The organism is Pseudomonas sp. 7-41 (assembly GCF_021233075.1).
Taxonomy (GTDB): domain Bacteria; phylum Pseudomonadota; class Gammaproteobacteria; order Pseudomonadales; family Pseudomonadaceae; genus Aquipseudomonas; species Aquipseudomonas veronii.
Genome location: NZ_CP089551.1, coordinates 2801670 through 2818371 on the forward strand (window position 1 = coordinate 2801670; position 16702 = coordinate 2818371).

At 58.3% G+C, this 16702-nt stretch carries 15 protein-coding genes and 1 pseudogene; 13 read left to right on the forward strand and 3 right to left on the reverse strand.

From position 1 onward, the window contains the following. Positions 1 to 21: 21 nt before the first annotated feature. Positions 22 to 153: pseudogene (locus LQ249_RS31775) on the forward strand (RHS repeat-associated core domain-containing protein); the annotation flags it as partial. Between the two features lie 834 nt (positions 154 to 987). Next, the gene (locus LQ249_RS12705; RefSeq protein WP_126589023.1) at positions 988 to 1413 is read left to right on the forward strand and encodes a DcrB-related protein; all 426 of its coding nucleotides are present in this window, start codon (positions 988 to 990) and stop codon (positions 1411 to 1413) included. Positions 1414 to 1557: 144 nt separating this feature from the next. Here the strand turns inward: LQ249_RS12705 and LQ249_RS12710 are convergent, their stop codons facing one another. Next, positions 1558 to 3141, reverse strand: coding sequence for a rhodanese-related sulfurtransferase (locus LQ249_RS12710; protein WP_232566507.1), 1584 nt, complete (start codon positions 3139 to 3141; stop codon positions 1558 to 1560). Continuing rightward, positions 3138 to 3749: a cysteine dioxygenase gene (locus LQ249_RS12715; protein WP_169866106.1), complete on the reverse strand. Its 612-nt coding sequence runs from the start codon at positions 3747 to 3749 to the stop codon at positions 3138 to 3140. The genes LQ249_RS12710 and LQ249_RS12715 overlap by 4 nt, the downstream gene beginning before the upstream one ends. 213 nt (positions 3750 to 3962) lie before the next feature. Here LQ249_RS12715 and LQ249_RS12720 point away from each other — a divergent pair, with 213 nt between their 5' ends. Then, a complete protein-coding gene (locus LQ249_RS12720; RefSeq protein ID WP_046383844.1) occupies positions 3963 to 4868 on the forward strand; it encodes a LysR family transcriptional regulator in 906 nt (301 codons plus the stop codon). A gap of 122 nt (positions 4869 to 4990) precedes the next feature. Continuing rightward, on the forward strand, positions 4991 to 5611 hold the full coding sequence (locus tag LQ249_RS12725; protein ID WP_128192475.1) for a hypothetical protein: 621 nt from the start codon (positions 4991 to 4993) through the stop codon (positions 5609 to 5611). Here the strand turns inward: LQ249_RS12725 and LQ249_RS12730 are convergent. Next, positions 5598 to 5951: a phosphomannomutase gene (locus LQ249_RS12730; RefSeq protein ID WP_226926240.1), complete on the reverse strand. Its 354-nt coding sequence runs from the start codon at positions 5949 to 5951 to the stop codon at positions 5598 to 5600. The genes LQ249_RS12725 and LQ249_RS12730 overlap by 14 nt on opposite strands. 243 nt (positions 5952 to 6194) lie before the next feature. Here LQ249_RS12730 and LQ249_RS12735 point away from each other — a divergent pair, with 243 nt between their 5' ends. From LQ249_RS12735 to LQ249_RS12775, 9 genes are all read left to right on the forward strand, one after another. Beyond that, positions 6195 to 6635 carry a low molecular weight protein-tyrosine-phosphatase gene (locus LQ249_RS12735; RefSeq protein WP_169850583.1) on the forward strand — a complete coding sequence of 147 codons (441 nt, stop codon included), beginning with the start codon at positions 6195 to 6197 and terminating at the stop codon, positions 6633 to 6635. A gap of 220 nt (positions 6636 to 6855) precedes the next feature. Then, positions 6856 to 9078 carry a polysaccharide biosynthesis tyrosine autokinase gene (locus LQ249_RS12740; protein ID WP_232566508.1) on the forward strand — a complete coding sequence of 741 codons (2223 nt, stop codon included), beginning with the start codon at positions 6856 to 6858 and terminating at the stop codon, positions 9076 to 9078. A 73-nt stretch (positions 9079 to 9151) separates the two neighbouring features. After that, positions 9152 to 10489, forward strand: coding sequence for a UDP-glucose dehydrogenase family protein (locus LQ249_RS12745; RefSeq protein ID WP_046383840.1), 1338 nt, complete (start codon positions 9152 to 9154; stop codon positions 10487 to 10489). An 8-nt stretch (positions 10490 to 10497) separates the two neighbouring features. Further along, positions 10498 to 11799, forward strand: a complete 1302-nt coding sequence (locus LQ249_RS12750) for a lipopolysaccharide biosynthesis protein (protein WP_057004824.1) — start codon at positions 10498 to 10500, stop codon at positions 11797 to 11799. Further along, positions 11789 to 12382, forward strand: coding sequence for an acyltransferase (locus tag LQ249_RS31515; protein WP_269783961.1), 594 nt, complete (start codon positions 11789 to 11791; stop codon positions 12380 to 12382). The genes LQ249_RS12750 and LQ249_RS31515 overlap by 11 nt, the downstream gene beginning before the upstream one ends. A 1-nt stretch (position 12383) precedes the next feature. Then, a complete protein-coding gene (locus LQ249_RS12760) occupies positions 12384 to 13616 on the forward strand; it encodes a glycosyltransferase family 4 protein (protein WP_057004823.1) in 1233 nt (410 codons plus the stop codon). After that, on the forward strand, positions 13504 to 14916 hold the full coding sequence (locus LQ249_RS12765; RefSeq protein ID WP_178088084.1) for an O-antigen ligase family protein: 1413 nt from the start codon (positions 13504 to 13506) through the stop codon (positions 14914 to 14916). Before LQ249_RS12760 ends, LQ249_RS12765 begins: the two co-directional genes overlap by 113 nt. Before the next feature lie 28 nt (positions 14917 to 14944). Next, the gene (locus LQ249_RS12770; RefSeq protein WP_046385314.1) at positions 14945 to 16090 is read left to right on the forward strand and encodes a glycosyltransferase; all 1146 of its coding nucleotides are present in this window, start codon (positions 14945 to 14947) and stop codon (positions 16088 to 16090) included. Continuing rightward, the gene (locus LQ249_RS12775; protein ID WP_046383836.1) at positions 16087 to 16674 is read left to right on the forward strand and encodes an acetyltransferase; all 588 of its coding nucleotides are present in this window, start codon (positions 16087 to 16089) and stop codon (positions 16672 to 16674) included. Before LQ249_RS12770 ends, LQ249_RS12775 begins: the two co-directional genes overlap by 4 nt. The last annotated feature ends 28 nt before the right edge of the window (positions 16675 to 16702 follow it).

The following is a 16702-nucleotide window of genomic DNA, read 5'->3' on the forward strand; positions in this document are numbered from 1 at the left end:
GGTAAATTATTGACTTCTAGGGGGCGGTTTACGACGCCGGATCCGATTGGCTTGGCGGGGGGGCTAAATCTATACCAATTCGCGCCTAACCCGATTGAATGGGTAGACCCTCTCGGGTTAACTTGCATTAAAGCCCTTAATGGAGGGAAAAACATTTCTAAAAAGTGGGCGAGCAAGCTTTTCGGCAAAACGCCTCAGCAAGTTGAAATGTCGTTATTGAAAAAAGGCTATACCAAAAGCATCACAAATTTTAACACCAACAAGACTCAGCACACGCAGTTTACTAGGATCACAAAATCCGGAAGCAAAGATGTCCCGGACTACCATCCGGGCGGAAGCAACCACTAATCCAGCTATTGGAAGGTGTACCGGAATGGGGAAGTCCAAGGACGCGTAGCCCCAACAGATTTTGTAAAATACGAAAAAATTGTCGATAGCCCAGTTTTTTTAGGCAGGGCATTAGTGAATGCTCCGAAATAGAGGTGGTTATGAATTTTACTAACGTAATAGTACCAAAAGTTTCGAACGGTGGAATAACCATTGGAGAAAGCATTGCACAAGTACAAGCACGTCTGTCAGATAAGTACAAAACCCATAACAGCCCCAATTCGTTCACCATCGACAACGGGTTTGTTGCTGCGTATCAGGTGTATGATTTTTAGACTCAATTTCCATCAGTACACACCTAATCCATTCATGTGGATTGACCCCCGGGGTCTTGAAACCTGCTATCAGAAGAGAACGAAAAGTGAAATCAAGAAGATGCGTGCCAACCTTGGAAAAAAGGCGGAGCTAAGGAAAAGTATCTGAAGAAAGTGGCAAAAGATCCAAAATTGCTTAAAAAACATGGCCGGGCAGGGGTAGATAGAATGACAAAAGGCCAAGTCCCTGATGGCTTTGACGTACATCATAAAAATCCGAATTGATATTACTGCCAACTCGATATCGCCCAAGCCAATCTACTACTGACAGGCAGAGCAACCCACCATGACCTATCGACTCAACGAACTGCAATTCACGCTGCCCACTGATGATGTCCAAGACTCATCCATCAACATTCTGAAATTCGCCGACCTGAGCACTTCATTGATCATCACCCGTGCCGTGCTCGCTGATGGAGAAACCCTGCGCAGTAACTTTACAGAGCAACTGAAAAAGCTTGAGCAGCAGGTTCAGGAACTACGCTACCAACCACTGCAAAATGTTCGCGTCGGTGCCAGGCAAGATGTTGACGCCCTCGAGGTCCACAACCAGTTCGGCAGAGGTGGCGAGCGCATTTATCAGTATCAGTTAGGGCTGATCGTACCTGGCACTCGCCAACTGCTTGCCCTGAGTTACATCAAGGCCCAGCCCATGGGCGATCTCGAAAACGCGCAGTGGACGGGCCTGAAAAACACACTGGTGCTTAACTAACAACCTACAAGCCGTTCTTCCATGTCGACGCACATTTGGCGGCGCGCCTGGGCATCAACTTCGACGGCGCGTCATCAGCGATTTCGAATGCGGCCGCGTCTGCCTATGCACACGCAGCCAGCGTAGCCCGCGCTGATGGCAGACTCAGATCACATAAAACCCATGTGTCCCATCCCGAGCCAATTGCTCCACCAGTCCAAACTCCCAATCCAGATAGGCCTGCATGGCTTCCTTGGGATTGTCGGTGCCTTCATACGGCCGGCGGTAGCGGTCGATGCGCGGCGAGGCCAGGCGGGTTTCACCTGTTTCCAGCGGCAGTTGGGCGGCGATCCAGCCGGCGGTGCCGTCTTGCAGCAGGAACACGTGTTTGCCGGTGAGGGCTTCGACTTCGGCCACGGCCAGGCGTGCCAGTTGGCTGCTGCCGCAGGTCAGGACGTAGCGCTCGGCGTTCGGCACCTTGGCCAGGGCTTGCGGCAGTTGCGCGCGCAGGGCCCACCAGGCGCCGGGGATGTGGCGCTTGACGTAGTTGGCGCTGGCGGTGAAGTCCAGCACCACGGTGTCGCCATGGGCCTGCCACTCGGCCAGGGTCTGCGGGCTGATCAGTTCGGCCTGGGGCGCGGCGGGCACCGGGGCGATCCAGGCGCCGGTTTCACTGAAGTGTGCCGGTTGCAGGTCATCCAGCACATGCACTTCCCAGCCCAGTTGGGCCAGCCAGGACGCAGACATATTCGCCCGCACACCGTCGTCATCGGCCAGCACCAATCGCGCACCGCGCACGCTGGCGACATGGTCGGTTTCCTGGACCAGTTGGCCGCCCGGGGTGGAACGGGCGCCGGGCAGGTGGCCGGTGTCGAATTCTTCCGGGGTGCGTACATCGAACAGGTAAGTGGTGCGCGTCGTGTCCTGTTGCCAGTGTTGCAGGTCGGCCAGGCTTGCGCGGCCGACGCGGGCCCGGTCGGCCACTCGGCGTGCATCCTGGGCAGCGAGCTGGCGATGGGCTTCGCCGGTCGGCGCAAAGCGGCGCGACTGGCCGTGGGCGAGTGTCTGCCCGGCCAGCGTCCAGCCGATGGTGCCATTGCGCAGGGCCGACACGGGGTTGGCCACGCCGGCATTGATCAGCGACTGGGTGCCGATAATGCTGCGGGTGCGCCCGGCGCAGTTGACGATGACGCGGGTGGCCGGGTCCGGCGCCAGCTCACGGGCGCGCAACACCAGCTCGGCGCCGGGCACGCTGATGCCGGTGGGGATGCTCATGGTCTGGTATTCGTCGAAGCGGCGGGCGTCGAGCACCACCACATCGGCCTGGCTGTCGAGCAGGGCCTGCACCTCTTCGGCAGCCAGGGACGGCGTGTGGCGCTCACTCTCCACCAACTCGCCGAAGGCCTTGCTCGGCACGTTGACGTCGATAAACAGCTCGCCACCGGCGTTGCGCCAACCGTCCAGGCCGCCCTCCAACAGGCTGACCGCGGTGTAGCCCAGCGCAACCAGGCGCTCGGCGGCGCGGCTGGCGAGCCCTTCGCCGTTGTCGTAGACCGTCACCTGGGTATCGCGCCGCGGGATGCGCGAGTACACCTCCAGTTCCAGCTTGGACAGCGGGATGTTCGCGGCGAACAGCGGGTGGGATTCGGCAAACGGCGCTTCTTCGCGCACGTCCACCAGGGCGACTTCTTCGCGGTCCAACAGGGCCTGGCGAATCTGGGCAAAGCTGCGGTGCGATACGGTGCTCATAGGGCAGGGCTCTTTTCTTTGGACAAGTCCCAGATGTTCGGGAGAAAGGCGTTGGAATAACCGGAGATAAACAGCTTCTCGCTGCCGTCAGGCTGGTACACCGCGCGGCGCACGGCACCGATATTGGCGCCGTACACATGAATGCTGATCGACGCCTGATCGGGGTGAGCATTGCTGACCTGATGGATATCGCCGACCTTGGGCGACACGGCCTCGACCTGGCCCGGCACCAGTTGGATCGGCTGGCCCGCGGCGACCAGGCGCCCGTCGGTGGCGCGCGCGAAGCCTTGGGAGAATTCCGAACCGCGCAGCATGCCGATCAGGCCCCAGACCCGATGGTCATGAATCGGCGTGCTTTGCCCCGGCCCCCATACGAAACTGACGATGCTGAAGCGCTGGCGCGAATCGGCATGCAGCAAAAATTGCTGGTAGCGCTCGGGGTCGGGTTGGGCGTATTCGTCGGGGAGCCAGTCGTCATGGCTGACCAGTTGCGCGAGCAGCTTGCCGCCACGGTGCAACAGGTCGCCTTCGCGTGGATTAGCGTCGATCAATTCCGCCAGGGCGCCTATGAAGGCCCTGAGTCTTTCGGGGTGCTTGGCCTGGGTCATGACACTTCCATCGGCTACTGTTGATCGGTTTATCTAAGCATAATGTTTGTAGTTAATATGCTATTTTTTAATGATTAGCTTATAGCTGAAGGTGATTTAGAACCGCTCTGCATAGTGTTAGACGTTATCGAACACAGCCCGGGCTATCCAGAAAACGTGCCTGCAACTATGCTTCGCACACATCTTAATGACTGTTTTCTATGTGCGGCCCAAATGAAAATTGACGATATCGATGCTTTTGTCGAAGTGATTCGGTGCCAGTCCATCAGCCATGCCGCCGAGTCTTTGCAACTGACCCAGCCGGCCATCACCCGCCGTGTGCAGAACTTCGAGCAGGCGTTGGGCGTGGAGCTGTTCGACCGCAACACCAAGCCCCTCAAGCCTACGCTGATCGGCACGCGCGTCTATGAGCAGTGCCGGCTGATCCTGCGTGAGATGGATGCCCTGCGCGAACTGGTGGCCACCGATGCGCCGCCCACCGGGCTGTTGCGCCTCGGTGTGCCGCAAACCATCGGCGACGTGGTGCTGCTCGATGCGCTCAAGCACCTGCGCACCGAATACCCTGACCTGCGCGCCCAGGTCGCCACCGGCTGGGGCAGCCAATTGGTCGGCAAGATCGAACGCGGCGAGCTGGATGCGGCGGCGGCGTTGTTCCCGGCCGGCAAGATTTTCCCGGACAACGTGGTGGGTGAATCCATCGGCAAGATGGAGTTGGTGGTGGTCTGCGCCAAGGCACAGTTGCCGAAGAAACCGTGCAAGCTGGCCGATGTGTACCAGAACGGCTGGATCCTCAACCCGGACGGCTGCGGCTTCCGTGCCGGCTTGCAACGCACCTTGTCCGATCAGGGCCTGGCGTTGCGGGTGAACCTGGAAACCTTCGGCACCGAGCTGCAACTGGGCCTGGTGGCGGACGGCCTGGGCCTGGGCCTGGTACCGCGCCCGTTGCTGGAGCGTAGCGCCCACCGCGAGCAACTGGCAGTGATGCCGCTCAAGGACTTCAAGCCGGTGATGAACCTGTGGCTGATCTACCCGCACTTCCTCGGTAACCTGCAAGGGCCGGTGGATGCGTTCGGCAAGTGGGTGGCGGACGCCTTGCACAAGATCCGCAACGCCGCTTGACCCCTGTGGGCGTGTAGGGGCGCGGGCGGCAAGGGCTTTAACCTGACCGTAGATAACGTTGTGTTTTCCCTGGGCCTGAGGTCTGATGGGCGCGGAAAATTGCTGGGTCAGGTGGGTCACTCATGCGCGAAGAACTCGCACACTATGGCGGTATTACCGTCATGATTCCGGCCGCGCTGGTCATCGCTGTGTGGCTGCGCTATTCGTCGCCGCGGGCGCTCAAGGGATGGCTCATCACCGTCGCTTGCACTTATTCAATCGTGGCGTTCAGCAAGTTGCTGTTCAAGGGCTGGGGCGTTTCGTTTCAATACCTTGATATTGCCGTGCTCAGTGGCCACGCCATGAACACATGCCTGGTGGTCACCGTGGCAATGAGTTTGGTGGCGCGCCAGTTCAACCCGGCCTTGCGCTGGCCCGCGGCGCTCGCCGGATTGATCGCCACCGGTTGGTTCAGTGCTTATTGTGTCGCGCCGTACATCCACCCTCTGAACGAGGCGCTGGCGGGCGGGTTATTGGGCGCAGTGGCCGCGCTGACGTTCTTGTGGCGAATAGATGTCGCGCAGGTCAATGTGTCGCCATCGCTGATCGGCGCTGGCGCAGTGGTCGTGTTATTGAGTGCGCTGGTGCCCAAGTACAACGCCGAGAACCTGCTTAACCATGTCGCCGTCAGCGTCTCCGGGGCGTCACGCGCCCATCAGGAGCCCGCGTGGCGCGTCGGCTCCGGGCCGATCAAGGCGCAATGAGTGGAGGCGTGTCTTGAACGGGCATACCGGTTGATGGGCGTCCCTCGGTGTTGAAGATGTTCGCCAGCAGCTCGTCGGTCTTGGTTTGCATGAAATGGCGGTCGCCACGGCTCTCTACGCACAGGCAGACGGACAGGGCATTACTGACTTGCAACTTGAAGCGCCAGTCGGCGAAGACCATGGACAGCCCGGAACCGGATTCGTCGAAGTCTAAAGAGTTGCTGGCATATAACATGTGCATTCGCTCAACCACCGTTGTCGAGTTGTCGACATTGACATGAATGTTTCCCGAAGACGGGAACAGGCCAATACGCTCTACCAGTAACTTTGAACTTTTCATGGCCGTGCCTCGTTGCTGTACTCGGTGGGCACTTTATTATGAAGAGGCGCAAAAGTAAGGGAATGTTATTTTTAGTCGGTCAATAGGCAATTATGTTATTTATTGTCCGGCTGAAGAGATGGTCGAAACTTATTGCCTGTGAACATAATTGCCTGGCTTGTTTCAGGGTGCTATTGGCTGGCGTTGATGTTATTTATTCTTTGCTTTGGCTCATGAGTACTTTGCGGCGCGTGGGAGATGGCGGTGTTTAATAAGATTTTGATTGTGTGTGTCGGCAATATTTGTCGCAGCCCCATGGCGGAAAATTTACTGCGTGCCGCACTTGCTTCCAGCGATATACAGGTGAGTTCGGCGGGGTTGGCGGCGCTGCATCAACACCCGCTGGAAGCCACGGCTTCGCGGGTACTGGAAGAACATGGGCATGCTTTTCAGCCCCACCAGGCACGGCAATTGACGAGCGGGGCGGTGAGTGAAGCGGACCTGATTCTTGTGATGGAACAGTGGCAGATCGAGGAGGTGCTCAAACTCGCGCCGGTGGCTCGGGGTAAAGTATTCCTGCTGGGCAAGTGGCAGTGCAATAGAGAAATCAAAGACCCTTACCGCCAAGGCAAACCGGCATTTCTACAAGCGTATGGCTTGATTGAGGAAGCGACGGATGCGTGGGCGCAGTTGTTGGCGGGTTGAGGTTGTTTGAATGTTATTTAAGGTCGGGCATGATCGCTTGAACCCTCTACTGGAATATTGGGAAAGTGACTCGTGAGTTGAGCGTCAAGTGTTGAGAAGATTGTGTTGTCAGGCTCTAGTGAGCGTTTGTGTGTCGAGTATAGCCGTTGTACGTGCATGGAGCCGGGCGTCTTGCACCCTGTGCCATTCCTAGACTATCTGTAAGAAAAAGAACTGACTTATGCAATCAGCAACTGCGGTAACTTCACACCATTCGGATGACACTGATTTAGACTTTATGGCGCTGGTGGGTACTCTACTGGATCATAAATGGCTGATCGGTGGAATCAGTATTGCCTTTATGGTCCTAGGCGCGGCCTATTCGGTATTGACGCCGCCGATCTATCAAGCGACCGCGTTAGTTCAGGTCGAACCGAAGAAGGGTGACATGCTGGGCTTCTCGGATGTCGGCAGCCTGCTCGGTAAAGAATCGCCGACGGTGACCGAAATCGAACTCATCCGCTCGCGGATCACCATCGGGACCGCCGTCGATAACCTGAACCTGGACCTTGACGTCAAACCCAAGCGTTTTCCATTGCTGGGGGGCTTTGTTGCCCGTCGTTTCAAGCCCACCGAACAGGAGGCAGTGGCTGCACCGTGGTTGGGGTTGAGCAGCTTCGCCTGGGGTGGTGAGGAACTGAAGTTTTCCGAGCTGCGCCTTCCCGCCAAACTGCTGGGCCAGGAGCTGACGTTGACCGCCGGCAATGGCGGCAGCTTCACGCTGTCGGACCAGGACGAGGCTGTTTTGCTTGAGGGCCAAGTGGGGCGCGCCTACGACAGCAATGGCATCAAGCTGCGTGTCGAACAGCTTCGGGCCAACCCCGGCGCCACTTTCAGCGTGGTCCGTTCACCGCGCCTGAGCACCATTTTGCGCTATCAGAAATTGCTGGATGTGGCTGAACGCGGCAAGGAGTCGGGGATTATCGGGCTGGCCCTGGAAAGCCCGCGACCTGCCGACGCGATTCAAGTGCTCAATGAGGTCGCACGCATCTATGTGCGGCAAAACATTGACCGTACCTCGGCAGAAGCCGCGCAAAGCCTGGCGTTTCTCAAGGGCCAGTTGCCGCAAGTGCGCAAGGATGTCGAGCAGGCGGAAGCGGCGTTGAATCAATTTCAGATCCGCAACAAGACCATCGATATCAGCCTGGAAGCGAAAGCCATCCTGGATCAGATCGTCGCGTTGGATGCCAGCATCTCCGAACTCAAGATGCAGCAGGCGGAAATAGAGCGCAAGTTCACCCCTCAGCATCCCGTGTACCGGGCGTTACTGACTCAATTGGCAGAGCTGACCGAGCGCCAGAATGAGTTGGCCAAGAAGGTCGAGAGCCTGCCCACCACCCAGCAGGAGCTGCTGAGCCTGACCCGCGATTTGAAGGTCAGCACCGAGATCTACACGCTGCTGCTGAACAAGTATCAAGAGTTGGACGTGATGCGCGCCGGCACCGTGGGCAATGTGCGGCTCATCGATACCGCCGATGTCGATTTGCGAAGCCCGGTCAGGCCGCAGAAAGCGCTGATCATCGTGATTGCCACACTGCTTGGTGCCTTCGTCGCGATCGCATTGGTGATGTTCCGCAAAGCGCTCAACCGCGGTGTTACCAACCCGAATGACCTGGAAAAGCTCGGCTTGCCGGTCTATGCCGCGATCCCGTTCAGCACGATCCAAAAAGAACTGGATCAAAAAACCTTTCGTAAAGACCGGGTCGGTGGCGCACGACTGTTGGCCATGACTCACCCCTCGGACCCAGCGATCGAAGGCTTGCGCAGCCTGCGTACCAGCTTGCATTTCGCCATGCTGGAAGCCGCTAACAATCGCCTGATGATCTCCGGGCCGAGCCCGCAGGTCGGCAAGACATTTGTGTCGGCGAACCTGGCGGCGGTGGTTGCCCATTCAGGGCAGCGGGTGTTGTTGGTCGACGTGGACATGCGCAAAGGCTATTTGCACAAGGTCTTCGGCGTATCGGTTGAAAACGGCTTGTCTGACGTGCTGGCCAAAAACTGCGAACTCACGGCAGCCATCCACCACACGGCCGTGGACAACCTCCACTTCCTCGGGCGCGGGCAAGTACCGCCGAACCCCTCTGAACTATTGATGCACGCCAATTTCAGCGCGTTCCTCGAACAGGTCAGCGCGCTGTATGACCTGGTGATTCTGGATACCCCGCCGTTTCTCGCGGTGACGGACGCAACCATCGTGGGGCGTCAGTCGGGCACCAACCTGATCGTGGCTCGCTTCGAAGTGAACTCTGTGCGTGAAGTGGAGTTGACGATGCGTCGCTATCAGCAAAGTGGCATCGAGCTCAAAGGCGCGATTTTCAATGGCATCGAAAAACGCTCATCCGCCAAATACGGCTATGGCGCCTACAGCTATTACAACTACGACTACAAGTCAGACAGCGTTTGATCTTGCGCTACCGGCAATCGACGTCCAACGAGCAGCCTTTTTACCACTGGCCGCAGGTTCAAAGAGAAACGCTATGAAAGTTACAGTTTTTGGCATCGGTTATGTCGGCCTGGTCCAGGCCGCGGTACTTGCTGACGTCGGTCACGACGTGCTTTGCATCGACATCGACGTTTCGAAGGTCGAACGTCTCAATCAGGGGCATATTCCGATCTATGAACCTGGCCTGGAGGCCTTGGTCAGGGATAACCGTGCTGCTGGTCGCCTGAACTTCACCGCCGATGGCGTGGCCGCGGTCAAGCATGGCGAAGTGCAGTTTATCGCCGTGGGTACGCCTCCCGACGAAGACGGTTCCGCGGACCTCAAGTACGTGCTGGCGGTGGCTGAAACCATCGGTCTGCATATGGACGCGGCGCTGACGATCATCGACAAATCCACCGTCCCGGTGGGCACGGCCGATAAGGTCAGCGCGCGTATTGCGGCCATGCTGGCTCAGCGCGACCGCAGCGATTTGAGCTTCGAGGTGGTGTCCAACCCGGAGTTTCTCAAGGAAGGCTGTGCGGTTGCCGATTGCACACGGCCGGACCGCATTGTCATCGGCACGGCCAGTCCACAGGCCGAAGCGGTCATGCGCGAGCTGTACGCGCCGTTCAATCGCAATCACGACCGAATCATCGTGATGGATGTACGCAGCGCCGAGCTGACGAAGTACGCAGCCAACTGCCTGCTCGCCACCAAGATCAGTTTCATGAACGAGATGGCCAACCTGGCCGAGCGCTTGGGCGCCGATATCGAGATGGTTCGCCAGGGGATCGGCTCCGACCCGCGCATCGGCTATCAGTTTCTTTACGCGGGCGTCGGTTACGGCGGCTCGTGCTTCCCCAAAGATGTCCAGGCGTTGATCCAGACCGCCGACGGCATCGACTTCGATGCCACGCTGCTCAAGGCCGTGGAACGGCGTAATGCCGAACAGAAACAGACGCTGTTCAACAAGCTTTCCAGTCGCTTCAACGGCGAGCTGGCGGGTAAGACCTTTGCGCTCTGGGGGCTGAGTTTCAAACCCAACACCGATGACATGCGCGAAGCACCCAGCCGGGTGCTGATGGAGGCCTTGTGGCGCGCGGGCGCCAAGGTGCAGGCCTATGACCCGGAAGCCATGGAAGAAACCCAGCGCATTTATGGCGACCGCGACGACTTGCGCTTGTGCGGCACCCAGGAGGCAGCCCTCAAAGGTGCGGATGCATTGATGATCGTCACCGAGTGGCAGGCATTCAAGGCGCCGGATTTCAACGTGATCAAACGGCAACTCAAACAGCCGTTGATTTTTGACGGACGCAACCTGTTCGACCCCGGCAGCGTGCTGAAGAAAGGCATTGAGTACATTTCCATTGGGCGACCTCTCAATACGGTATAGGTCCTCCCATGAGTGTGCTTAAAAGAGTCGTCAACGGCATTGGCGCCAACTCGTTTGGTCAGGTGGTCAATCTGCTGATCCAACTGGTGAGTGTCCCGGTCCTGATCGCCAGTTGGGGGTTTGGCGCCTACAGTGAATGGGTCGTGCTGTCTGCGATCCCCACCTACCTGGCGTTGTCCGACCTGGGGGTTACCACCGCCGCCTCGAGCAAGGTGGTGATATGGCATGAGCGAGGCCGGTTGAAGGTTGCCAGTGCGGTCTACAGCACCAGCTTTGCGTTTTTACTGTTGGTGGGGGTTAGCGTGTTATTGCTGGCTGTTGGCTCTCTGGCGTTTTTCGACCTGTTCAGCCTGCTCAATCTCAAGTCCATCCGGAGCGGCGATGGGGTATTGATCCTCTCGGCGTTGACTGGGTATTCGTTGCTGTGCCTGCTGACCAACATGGTTTCGATACGTTACCGCGCATCCAAGGCGCTGCCTTTGTCGTCCTTCATCATGAATGTGATCAGGATGCTGGAATGGTCGGCCGCCTTACTGTGCGCGTATCTCACCCATAGCCTGGTTGCCACCAGCCTGGCGCTGTTGATCGTCCGTTCGAGCGGAATTGTGGTCAAGAATCTGCTGGCCGATCGGCTGGGCATCAGCTTGCGCTTCGATCCTTCGGTGGTCGGGAAGCGGGCGTTCATCACCTTGATCAGACCCTCGCTGGCGTCTTTGGCCTTTCCGATCGGGCTGGCGCTGAATGTTCAAGGGCTGACGATTTTGTTGTCGATACTGCTGTCACCGGCCCATGCCGCGATATTCGGTCTTTACCGAACGATCTCAAGGGTGTTGGTGCAGTTTTCCACGGTGGTGAATCAGTCGATCTGGCCGGAAATCTCTTATGCATTCTCCGTCGGTGACAACCAGTTGGTCAGGAAAATGATTCGTTATGCGCTGAGGTTTTCACTGCCCATTGCCTGTGTGATGGGTGCGCTGATCGTGGTATTCGGCGGGTCGATATTCGATGTCTGGTCGGGCAGAAAGGCGGATTACTCGGCAACCGTCATGCTGGTACTGATTGTCGGCGCACTGACGCATGTGGCGTGGCAGGTGTACTGGGTGGCCATGATGGCAACCGCTTCCTACTCGGCGTTTGCAGTGGTGTTCATGTTGGTGTCGATGGTCAGTGTGCTCGCGGTTTTTTGCCTGGCTCAAGACTTCGGACTGCTGGGTGTCTGTTATGTGCTGGTGGCCACGGAAGGGGTGTTGTTCTGCTTTGCCAAACGCGGGTTTTATCGTCTTGAACAGAGGATGGCCCGTGTTAATTAATTACCTGTTCCAGCACCGGCTGAAGGTGAGCCCGTTCAAGCTCGTCGGGTTGAAATACCTGGCCAAGCGCGCGCTGCTGCTCAGCCGATTGCTCCAGGCCAACCACCGCCAGTGCCGGCTGCGCCGACAGGGCGCGACTATCGGTGCGCTGGTGATGATCAACGATGCGGAGTTTGAAGGCGCCGTTGGCCGTTTCAGCATCGGCGCGGGCAGTTTTATCGGCAAGCGCACGTTTATCCAATTGCACGCCCCCGTGAAGGTTGGCGGGCATGTTGCGATCAATGACGGTGTACGAATCCTGACGGGCACGCACGGCGTGGACGATCCCGCTTGGCAGTTGAAGGTCGCGCCGGTGGTGATTGGCGATTACGCATGGATTGCCACGGGCGCGATCATCTTGCCGGGGGTGACCATCGGTGAAGGCGCCGTGGTCGGTGCGGGCAGTGTCGTTGCCCGCGATGTAGCGCCTTTCACGATCGTCGCGGGTAACCCGGCGGTCGCGATCAAACGTCGCGCCGAGTGCGCGTTCACCTACAGCCCGGTCAGGTCGAGTGCCGTGGTTGAAGCCTGGATGGGTAAATAAGATGATCCTGGTCGCTCATCCGGTGGGTAATCAAAACGTTCGTGCGCTGTTGGGTGCGTTGAATCAACGGCGCTTGCTGCATTCGTTCCATAGCTCGCTGGCGTTGCATAAAGACTCTTGGCTTTGCCGTCTTCCGGTCGTCGGCAAAGAGTGCCTGCGGCGCACGTTCGACATGGTCGACGGTGCGTTGCTGCACAGCTACCCGCGCTACGATGTGCCTCGCGTGCTCTGTGACAAGTTGAAGTGGTACAGCCTTACGCAGCGCAACATTGGGATGTTCTGCCCGGAAAATGTGTACGAACACATTGATCGGGCCAGCGCGCAGTTCTTGTACAACACCGCGCGCAAACCCAGCCAAGTGTACGGTTATGACGGCAAGTGCAAGGCCCTGTTCACCGCCGCCAAGGCGGTTGGCGGGATCACGCTCAATTATGAGGCGGCCTTCGGCTCCATTTCCTACGCGTGCGGGATGCTGGACCATGAGCGTGAAGCGAACCCCGCGTGGCGGGCGAGCATTCCCAACCTCAGCGAAACCACCATTCGCAAGCAGACCGCCGAACTGGCGTTGGCGGATCGGATCATCGTGGCCAGCACGTTTGCCAAACGCACCCTGGGTGAATCCGGCATCGCCCACCAAAAAGTTGCGGTGACCCCCTATGGCGCACCCGCACCGATGGTCCACAAAGAGGTGAATGTCCGGGCCGGGGGGCCGCTCAAAGTGATTTTTGTCGGTGCGCTGACCCAGCAGAAGGGCATCTCGTATTTTTTCGAGGCGCTGAAGATCGCGTCGGGCAGCGTTGCCCTGGATGTCACCGTCATCGGTGCCGACTATGCCAATGGGCGTAACCAGGCGCTCAATAGCGAGCTGAAGAAGTATCGCTGGCTCAGTTCGGCGCCCCACGATCAGGTCATCCGCCAATTGCTGGCGGCCGACGTGCTGGTCTTGCCTTCACTCGCCGAAGCGTTCGGCCTGGTGGTGGGCGAGGCACTGTCCACGGGGACGGCGGTCATCGTTTCGCAGAATTGTGGCGCGGCGGATTTGATCATCGACGGTTTCAACGGGTATGTGGTGCCGATCCGTTCCGCCGAGGCCATTGCTGCCCGTCTGGTCGAGCTGGCCGATGACAGTGAAAAACTCAGTGCGCTTAAGCACAACGCGGTGTTCTCGGCAGGTAGGACGACCTGGGACACCTACGCCAAGGAGGTGCTGGATGCAATCCTTGGCCAACCCTGAGCTGTCCAGCCTGAAGGAGCGTTACAGAAAGCGCGTGGTCAGTGCGTTTGTCCTGATCTATCTGTTCATTTTGTTTGAAGGGGTTTTGCGCAAGTGGCTGCTGCCGGGCCTGAGCTCGGCCATCTATTTCATCAAGGATCCGATCGTTCTCTATATCTATTGGTACGCGTTCAGGTTCGGCTTTTTTTCCAAGAACCTGCTGTCGGCGTACTTCGTCATGTTGTTGGTGGTGTTCTTTGTTCTGGTCTCCGCATTTTTGTTGAGCAGCCCTGAAGGGCTGATCATCTACGGCTATGGCGTCAGGAACTACTTGCTGTATTTCCCCCTGATATTCGTTGCCGGAAAAACCCTGCAGTTGGCCGATGTCTACCGTTTTGCCCGGATCACGCTGTTTGCGGCGATTCCCATCAGCGTGCTGGTGGTCATGCAGTATTCGTCCGGGCCGCAAGCCTTCGTCAATAAAGGCATTGGGGACGATGACTTCATTTTCATGATCGCCGACGGGGTTGTCCGGCCGTATGGGACGTTCACGTTCACCGCCGGGCACGTTGTTTACGTGTCTGCCTGCTTTGCTTTCCTGGTGGCGGCGATTTTCGACCGGGCCTTGTTCCGCGCAGTGTTCGCCGGGCGATACCTGTTGTTTCCGGTGTCGGCCATCTCGGTGGCGGTGATGTGTTTCTTGACCGGATCGCGGGCCATCTATGCGTATGCCGCCATCGTGCTGTTGGCGGCCTTGATGGTCGCCTTGATCAAGAAATCGCAAAGAAACCTGTTGTCGCTGTTTTTCCTGGTGGCGGCACTGTTTGTCAGCCTGCTGATTTTCATGTCGTCCGACAGTTACCAGATTCTCGTCGAACGCAACCGGAGTGCCGTCGCCAGTGAAGGTTCGCCGGTGACCCGGGCATTCTCCAGTCTGTATGCGTTCACTCGCGTGATCGACGATGCACCGCTCTGGGGACACGGCATTGGCTCGGGTACGAATGCCGCCTCGGCGATATTGCGCGCGGGGCGCGAGCAAGGCGCGGGGTTTTTGCTGGCCGAAGATGAATGGTCGCGGATCATCCTGGAACTGGGCCTTCCCATCGGGGCGCTCTTTATCCTGTTCAGGATCTTCTTGCTGATCTGGTTACTGCTCAAAGCCTATAAAGCGCTGATCAGGCAGGGCACCGGCGTTCCACTGCTGCTGTGCGGTTTCCTGGCGCCGATTTTATTCAATGGGGTCATGACCATGCAGGGCACGTTCCTGGCCTTTGGCGTGTTCTACGCCTGCCTGATTCTTGCCGCTTGCAAGAAGACTTGAATCAATTCAACGGATGAGCGGACAGCACTTGAAGTTATTAAGAATCATCTCTTCGGTTAAACCGGAAAAGGGCGGCCCCATCAACGCTGCCCGCGAAATCGACAAGATTCTCCAGCAGAACGGGCATCTCGTGGATGTCTTGACGCTGGATGCGGACTTCGCCGTCGACTACCCGGGAACCGTTCACTTCATGGGGCCGAGCCTGTTTGGGTATGGCGTAAACGCCAGGATCCGCCAATGGCTGGAACAACACGCCAGTGACTACGATTTTTTTATCGTCAACGGTTTGTGGCAGTACCACGGGTTTATTGCGCGCCAGGTCCTGCACAAGTTGGGGCGGCCTTACATCGTTTATACCCATGGCATGCTCGACCCCTGGTTCAAGCACGCATATCCGCTCAAGCATTTGAAGAAATGGCTGTACTGGCCATGGGGTGAATACCGCGTATTGAGGGATGCCCAGCGCGTGGTGTTTACCAGTGAAGAAGAGAAAATCCGTGCGCGCGAGTCATTTTGGCTGTACCGCGCCAAAGAGACGGTCACCGCCTATGGCACCTCCAGCCCGCCGGCGGGCGGTGCAGCGCTGGCGCAGCGCTTTGTTGATGAGCATCCGGTGTTGAAGGGCAAACGGGTGCTGTTGTTCCTGAGCCGCATCCACGAAAAAAAGGGCTGCGACCACCTGCTGCAAGCCTTTGCCCAAGTGGCTGGCGAAGACGAACGCTTGCACCTGGTCATGGCCGGGCCCGATCAAGGCGGCTGGGTGCAGGCGCTGCAGGCGCAGGCCGTGGAACTGGGGATCGCCGACCGCGTGACGTGGCCGGGCATGTTGCAGGGCGCCGCGAAATGGGGCGCCTTTTACGCCGCCGAGGTGTTTTGCCTGCCGTCCCATCAGGAGAATTTCGGCGTGGTCGTGGCGGAGGCGCTGGCCTGCGGCAAACCGGTGCTGATCAGCAACAAGGTCAACATCTGGCGCGAAATCGAAGCCGACGCGGTTGGCTTTGTGAGCGACGACACGGTGCTGGGCGCCGTGCATAACCTGCGCCGTTGGTTGCGGCTCGACCCGCAGCAGTATGCGGACATGTCCGGGCGCGCCCGCCGCTGTTTTACCGAGCGCTTTCATATCCAACGCGGCGCGCAGCGTTTGCTGGAGATCGTGCGGGAGTGCCTTGCATGATTCTCCAAGGCAATGATCCGTATCGCGCCGCTTCATTTTCATTGTCCCATCGGTTGCGGCGGCAACTGTGGAACACGGTCTATGTGCTGCTATTCCGTACCAGCCCGCGTCCCTTTCATGGGTGGAGGGCGTTTCTGTTGAGGCTGTTCGGCGCGCGCCTGGGCAAGGGTGTGCATGTTTATCCGCGGGCCAAAGTGTGGGCGCCGTGGAATCTCGAGCTGGGTGACCATGTCGGCATTGCCGATGACACCAATATTTACAACATGGCGCTGATTTCTATCGGGCGTTACAGCGTGATTTCCCAGGGCGCGCATTTGTGCGGCGGGTCGCATGACTACAACAGTCGCAACTTTCAACTCTACGCCAAACCGATCGTGCTCGGAGAGCACGTATGGGTGTGTGCCGATGCCTTTATCACGCTGGGCGTGTGTATTGCCGATGGCGTCGTCGTGGGCGCCCGCGCGCTCGTCATCAAAAACATCGCGCAAGCGTGGACCGTGCATGCCGGGCATCCGACCCGGCTTATCGGCCAGCGTACCCAGCATCTGCAAGAGCCTGCACCACGACAAGGGAGTCAAGCCTGATGACCGCACCGCATAACCTGCCTCACCT

Bases quoted from the DNA above. Each gene is read 5' to 3' on its own strand.
- LQ249_RS12710 (WP_232566507.1), bottom strand. From the start codon at position 3,141: ATGAGCACCGTATCGCACCGCAGCTTTGCCCAGATTCGCCAGGCCCTG.
- LQ249_RS12715 (WP_169866106.1), bottom strand. From the start codon at position 3,749: ATGACCCAGGCCAAGCACCCCGAAAGACTCAGGGCCTTCATAGGCGCC.
- LQ249_RS12775 (WP_046383836.1), top strand. From the start codon at position 16,087: ATGATTCTCCAAGGCAATGATCCGTATCGCGCCGCTTCATTTTCATTG.
- LQ249_RS12740 (WP_232566508.1), top strand. From the start codon at position 6,856: ATGCAATCAGCAACTGCGGTAACTTCACACCATTCGGATGACACTGAT.
- LQ249_RS12730 (WP_226926240.1), bottom strand. From the start codon at position 5,951: ATGAAAAGTTCAAAGTTACTGGTAGAGCGTATTGGCCTGTTCCCGTCT.
- LQ249_RS12745 (WP_046383840.1), top strand. From the start codon at position 9,152: ATGAAAGTTACAGTTTTTGGCATCGGTTATGTCGGCCTGGTCCAGGCC.
- LQ249_RS12720 (WP_046383844.1), top strand. From the start codon at position 3,963: ATGAAAATTGACGATATCGATGCTTTTGTCGAAGTGATTCGGTGCCAG.
- LQ249_RS12750 (WP_057004824.1), top strand. From the start codon at position 10,498: ATGAGTGTGCTTAAAAGAGTCGTCAACGGCATTGGCGCCAACTCGTTT.
- LQ249_RS12705 (WP_126589023.1), top strand. From the start codon at position 988: ATGACCTATCGACTCAACGAACTGCAATTCACGCTGCCCACTGATGAT.
- LQ249_RS12725 (WP_128192475.1), top strand. From the start codon at position 4,991: ATGCGCGAAGAACTCGCACACTATGGCGGTATTACCGTCATGATTCCG.
- LQ249_RS12760 (WP_057004823.1), top strand. From the start codon at position 12,384: ATGATCCTGGTCGCTCATCCGGTGGGTAATCAAAACGTTCGTGCGCTG.
- LQ249_RS12765 (WP_178088084.1), top strand. From the start codon at position 13,504: ATGACAGTGAAAAACTCAGTGCGCTTAAGCACAACGCGGTGTTCTCGG.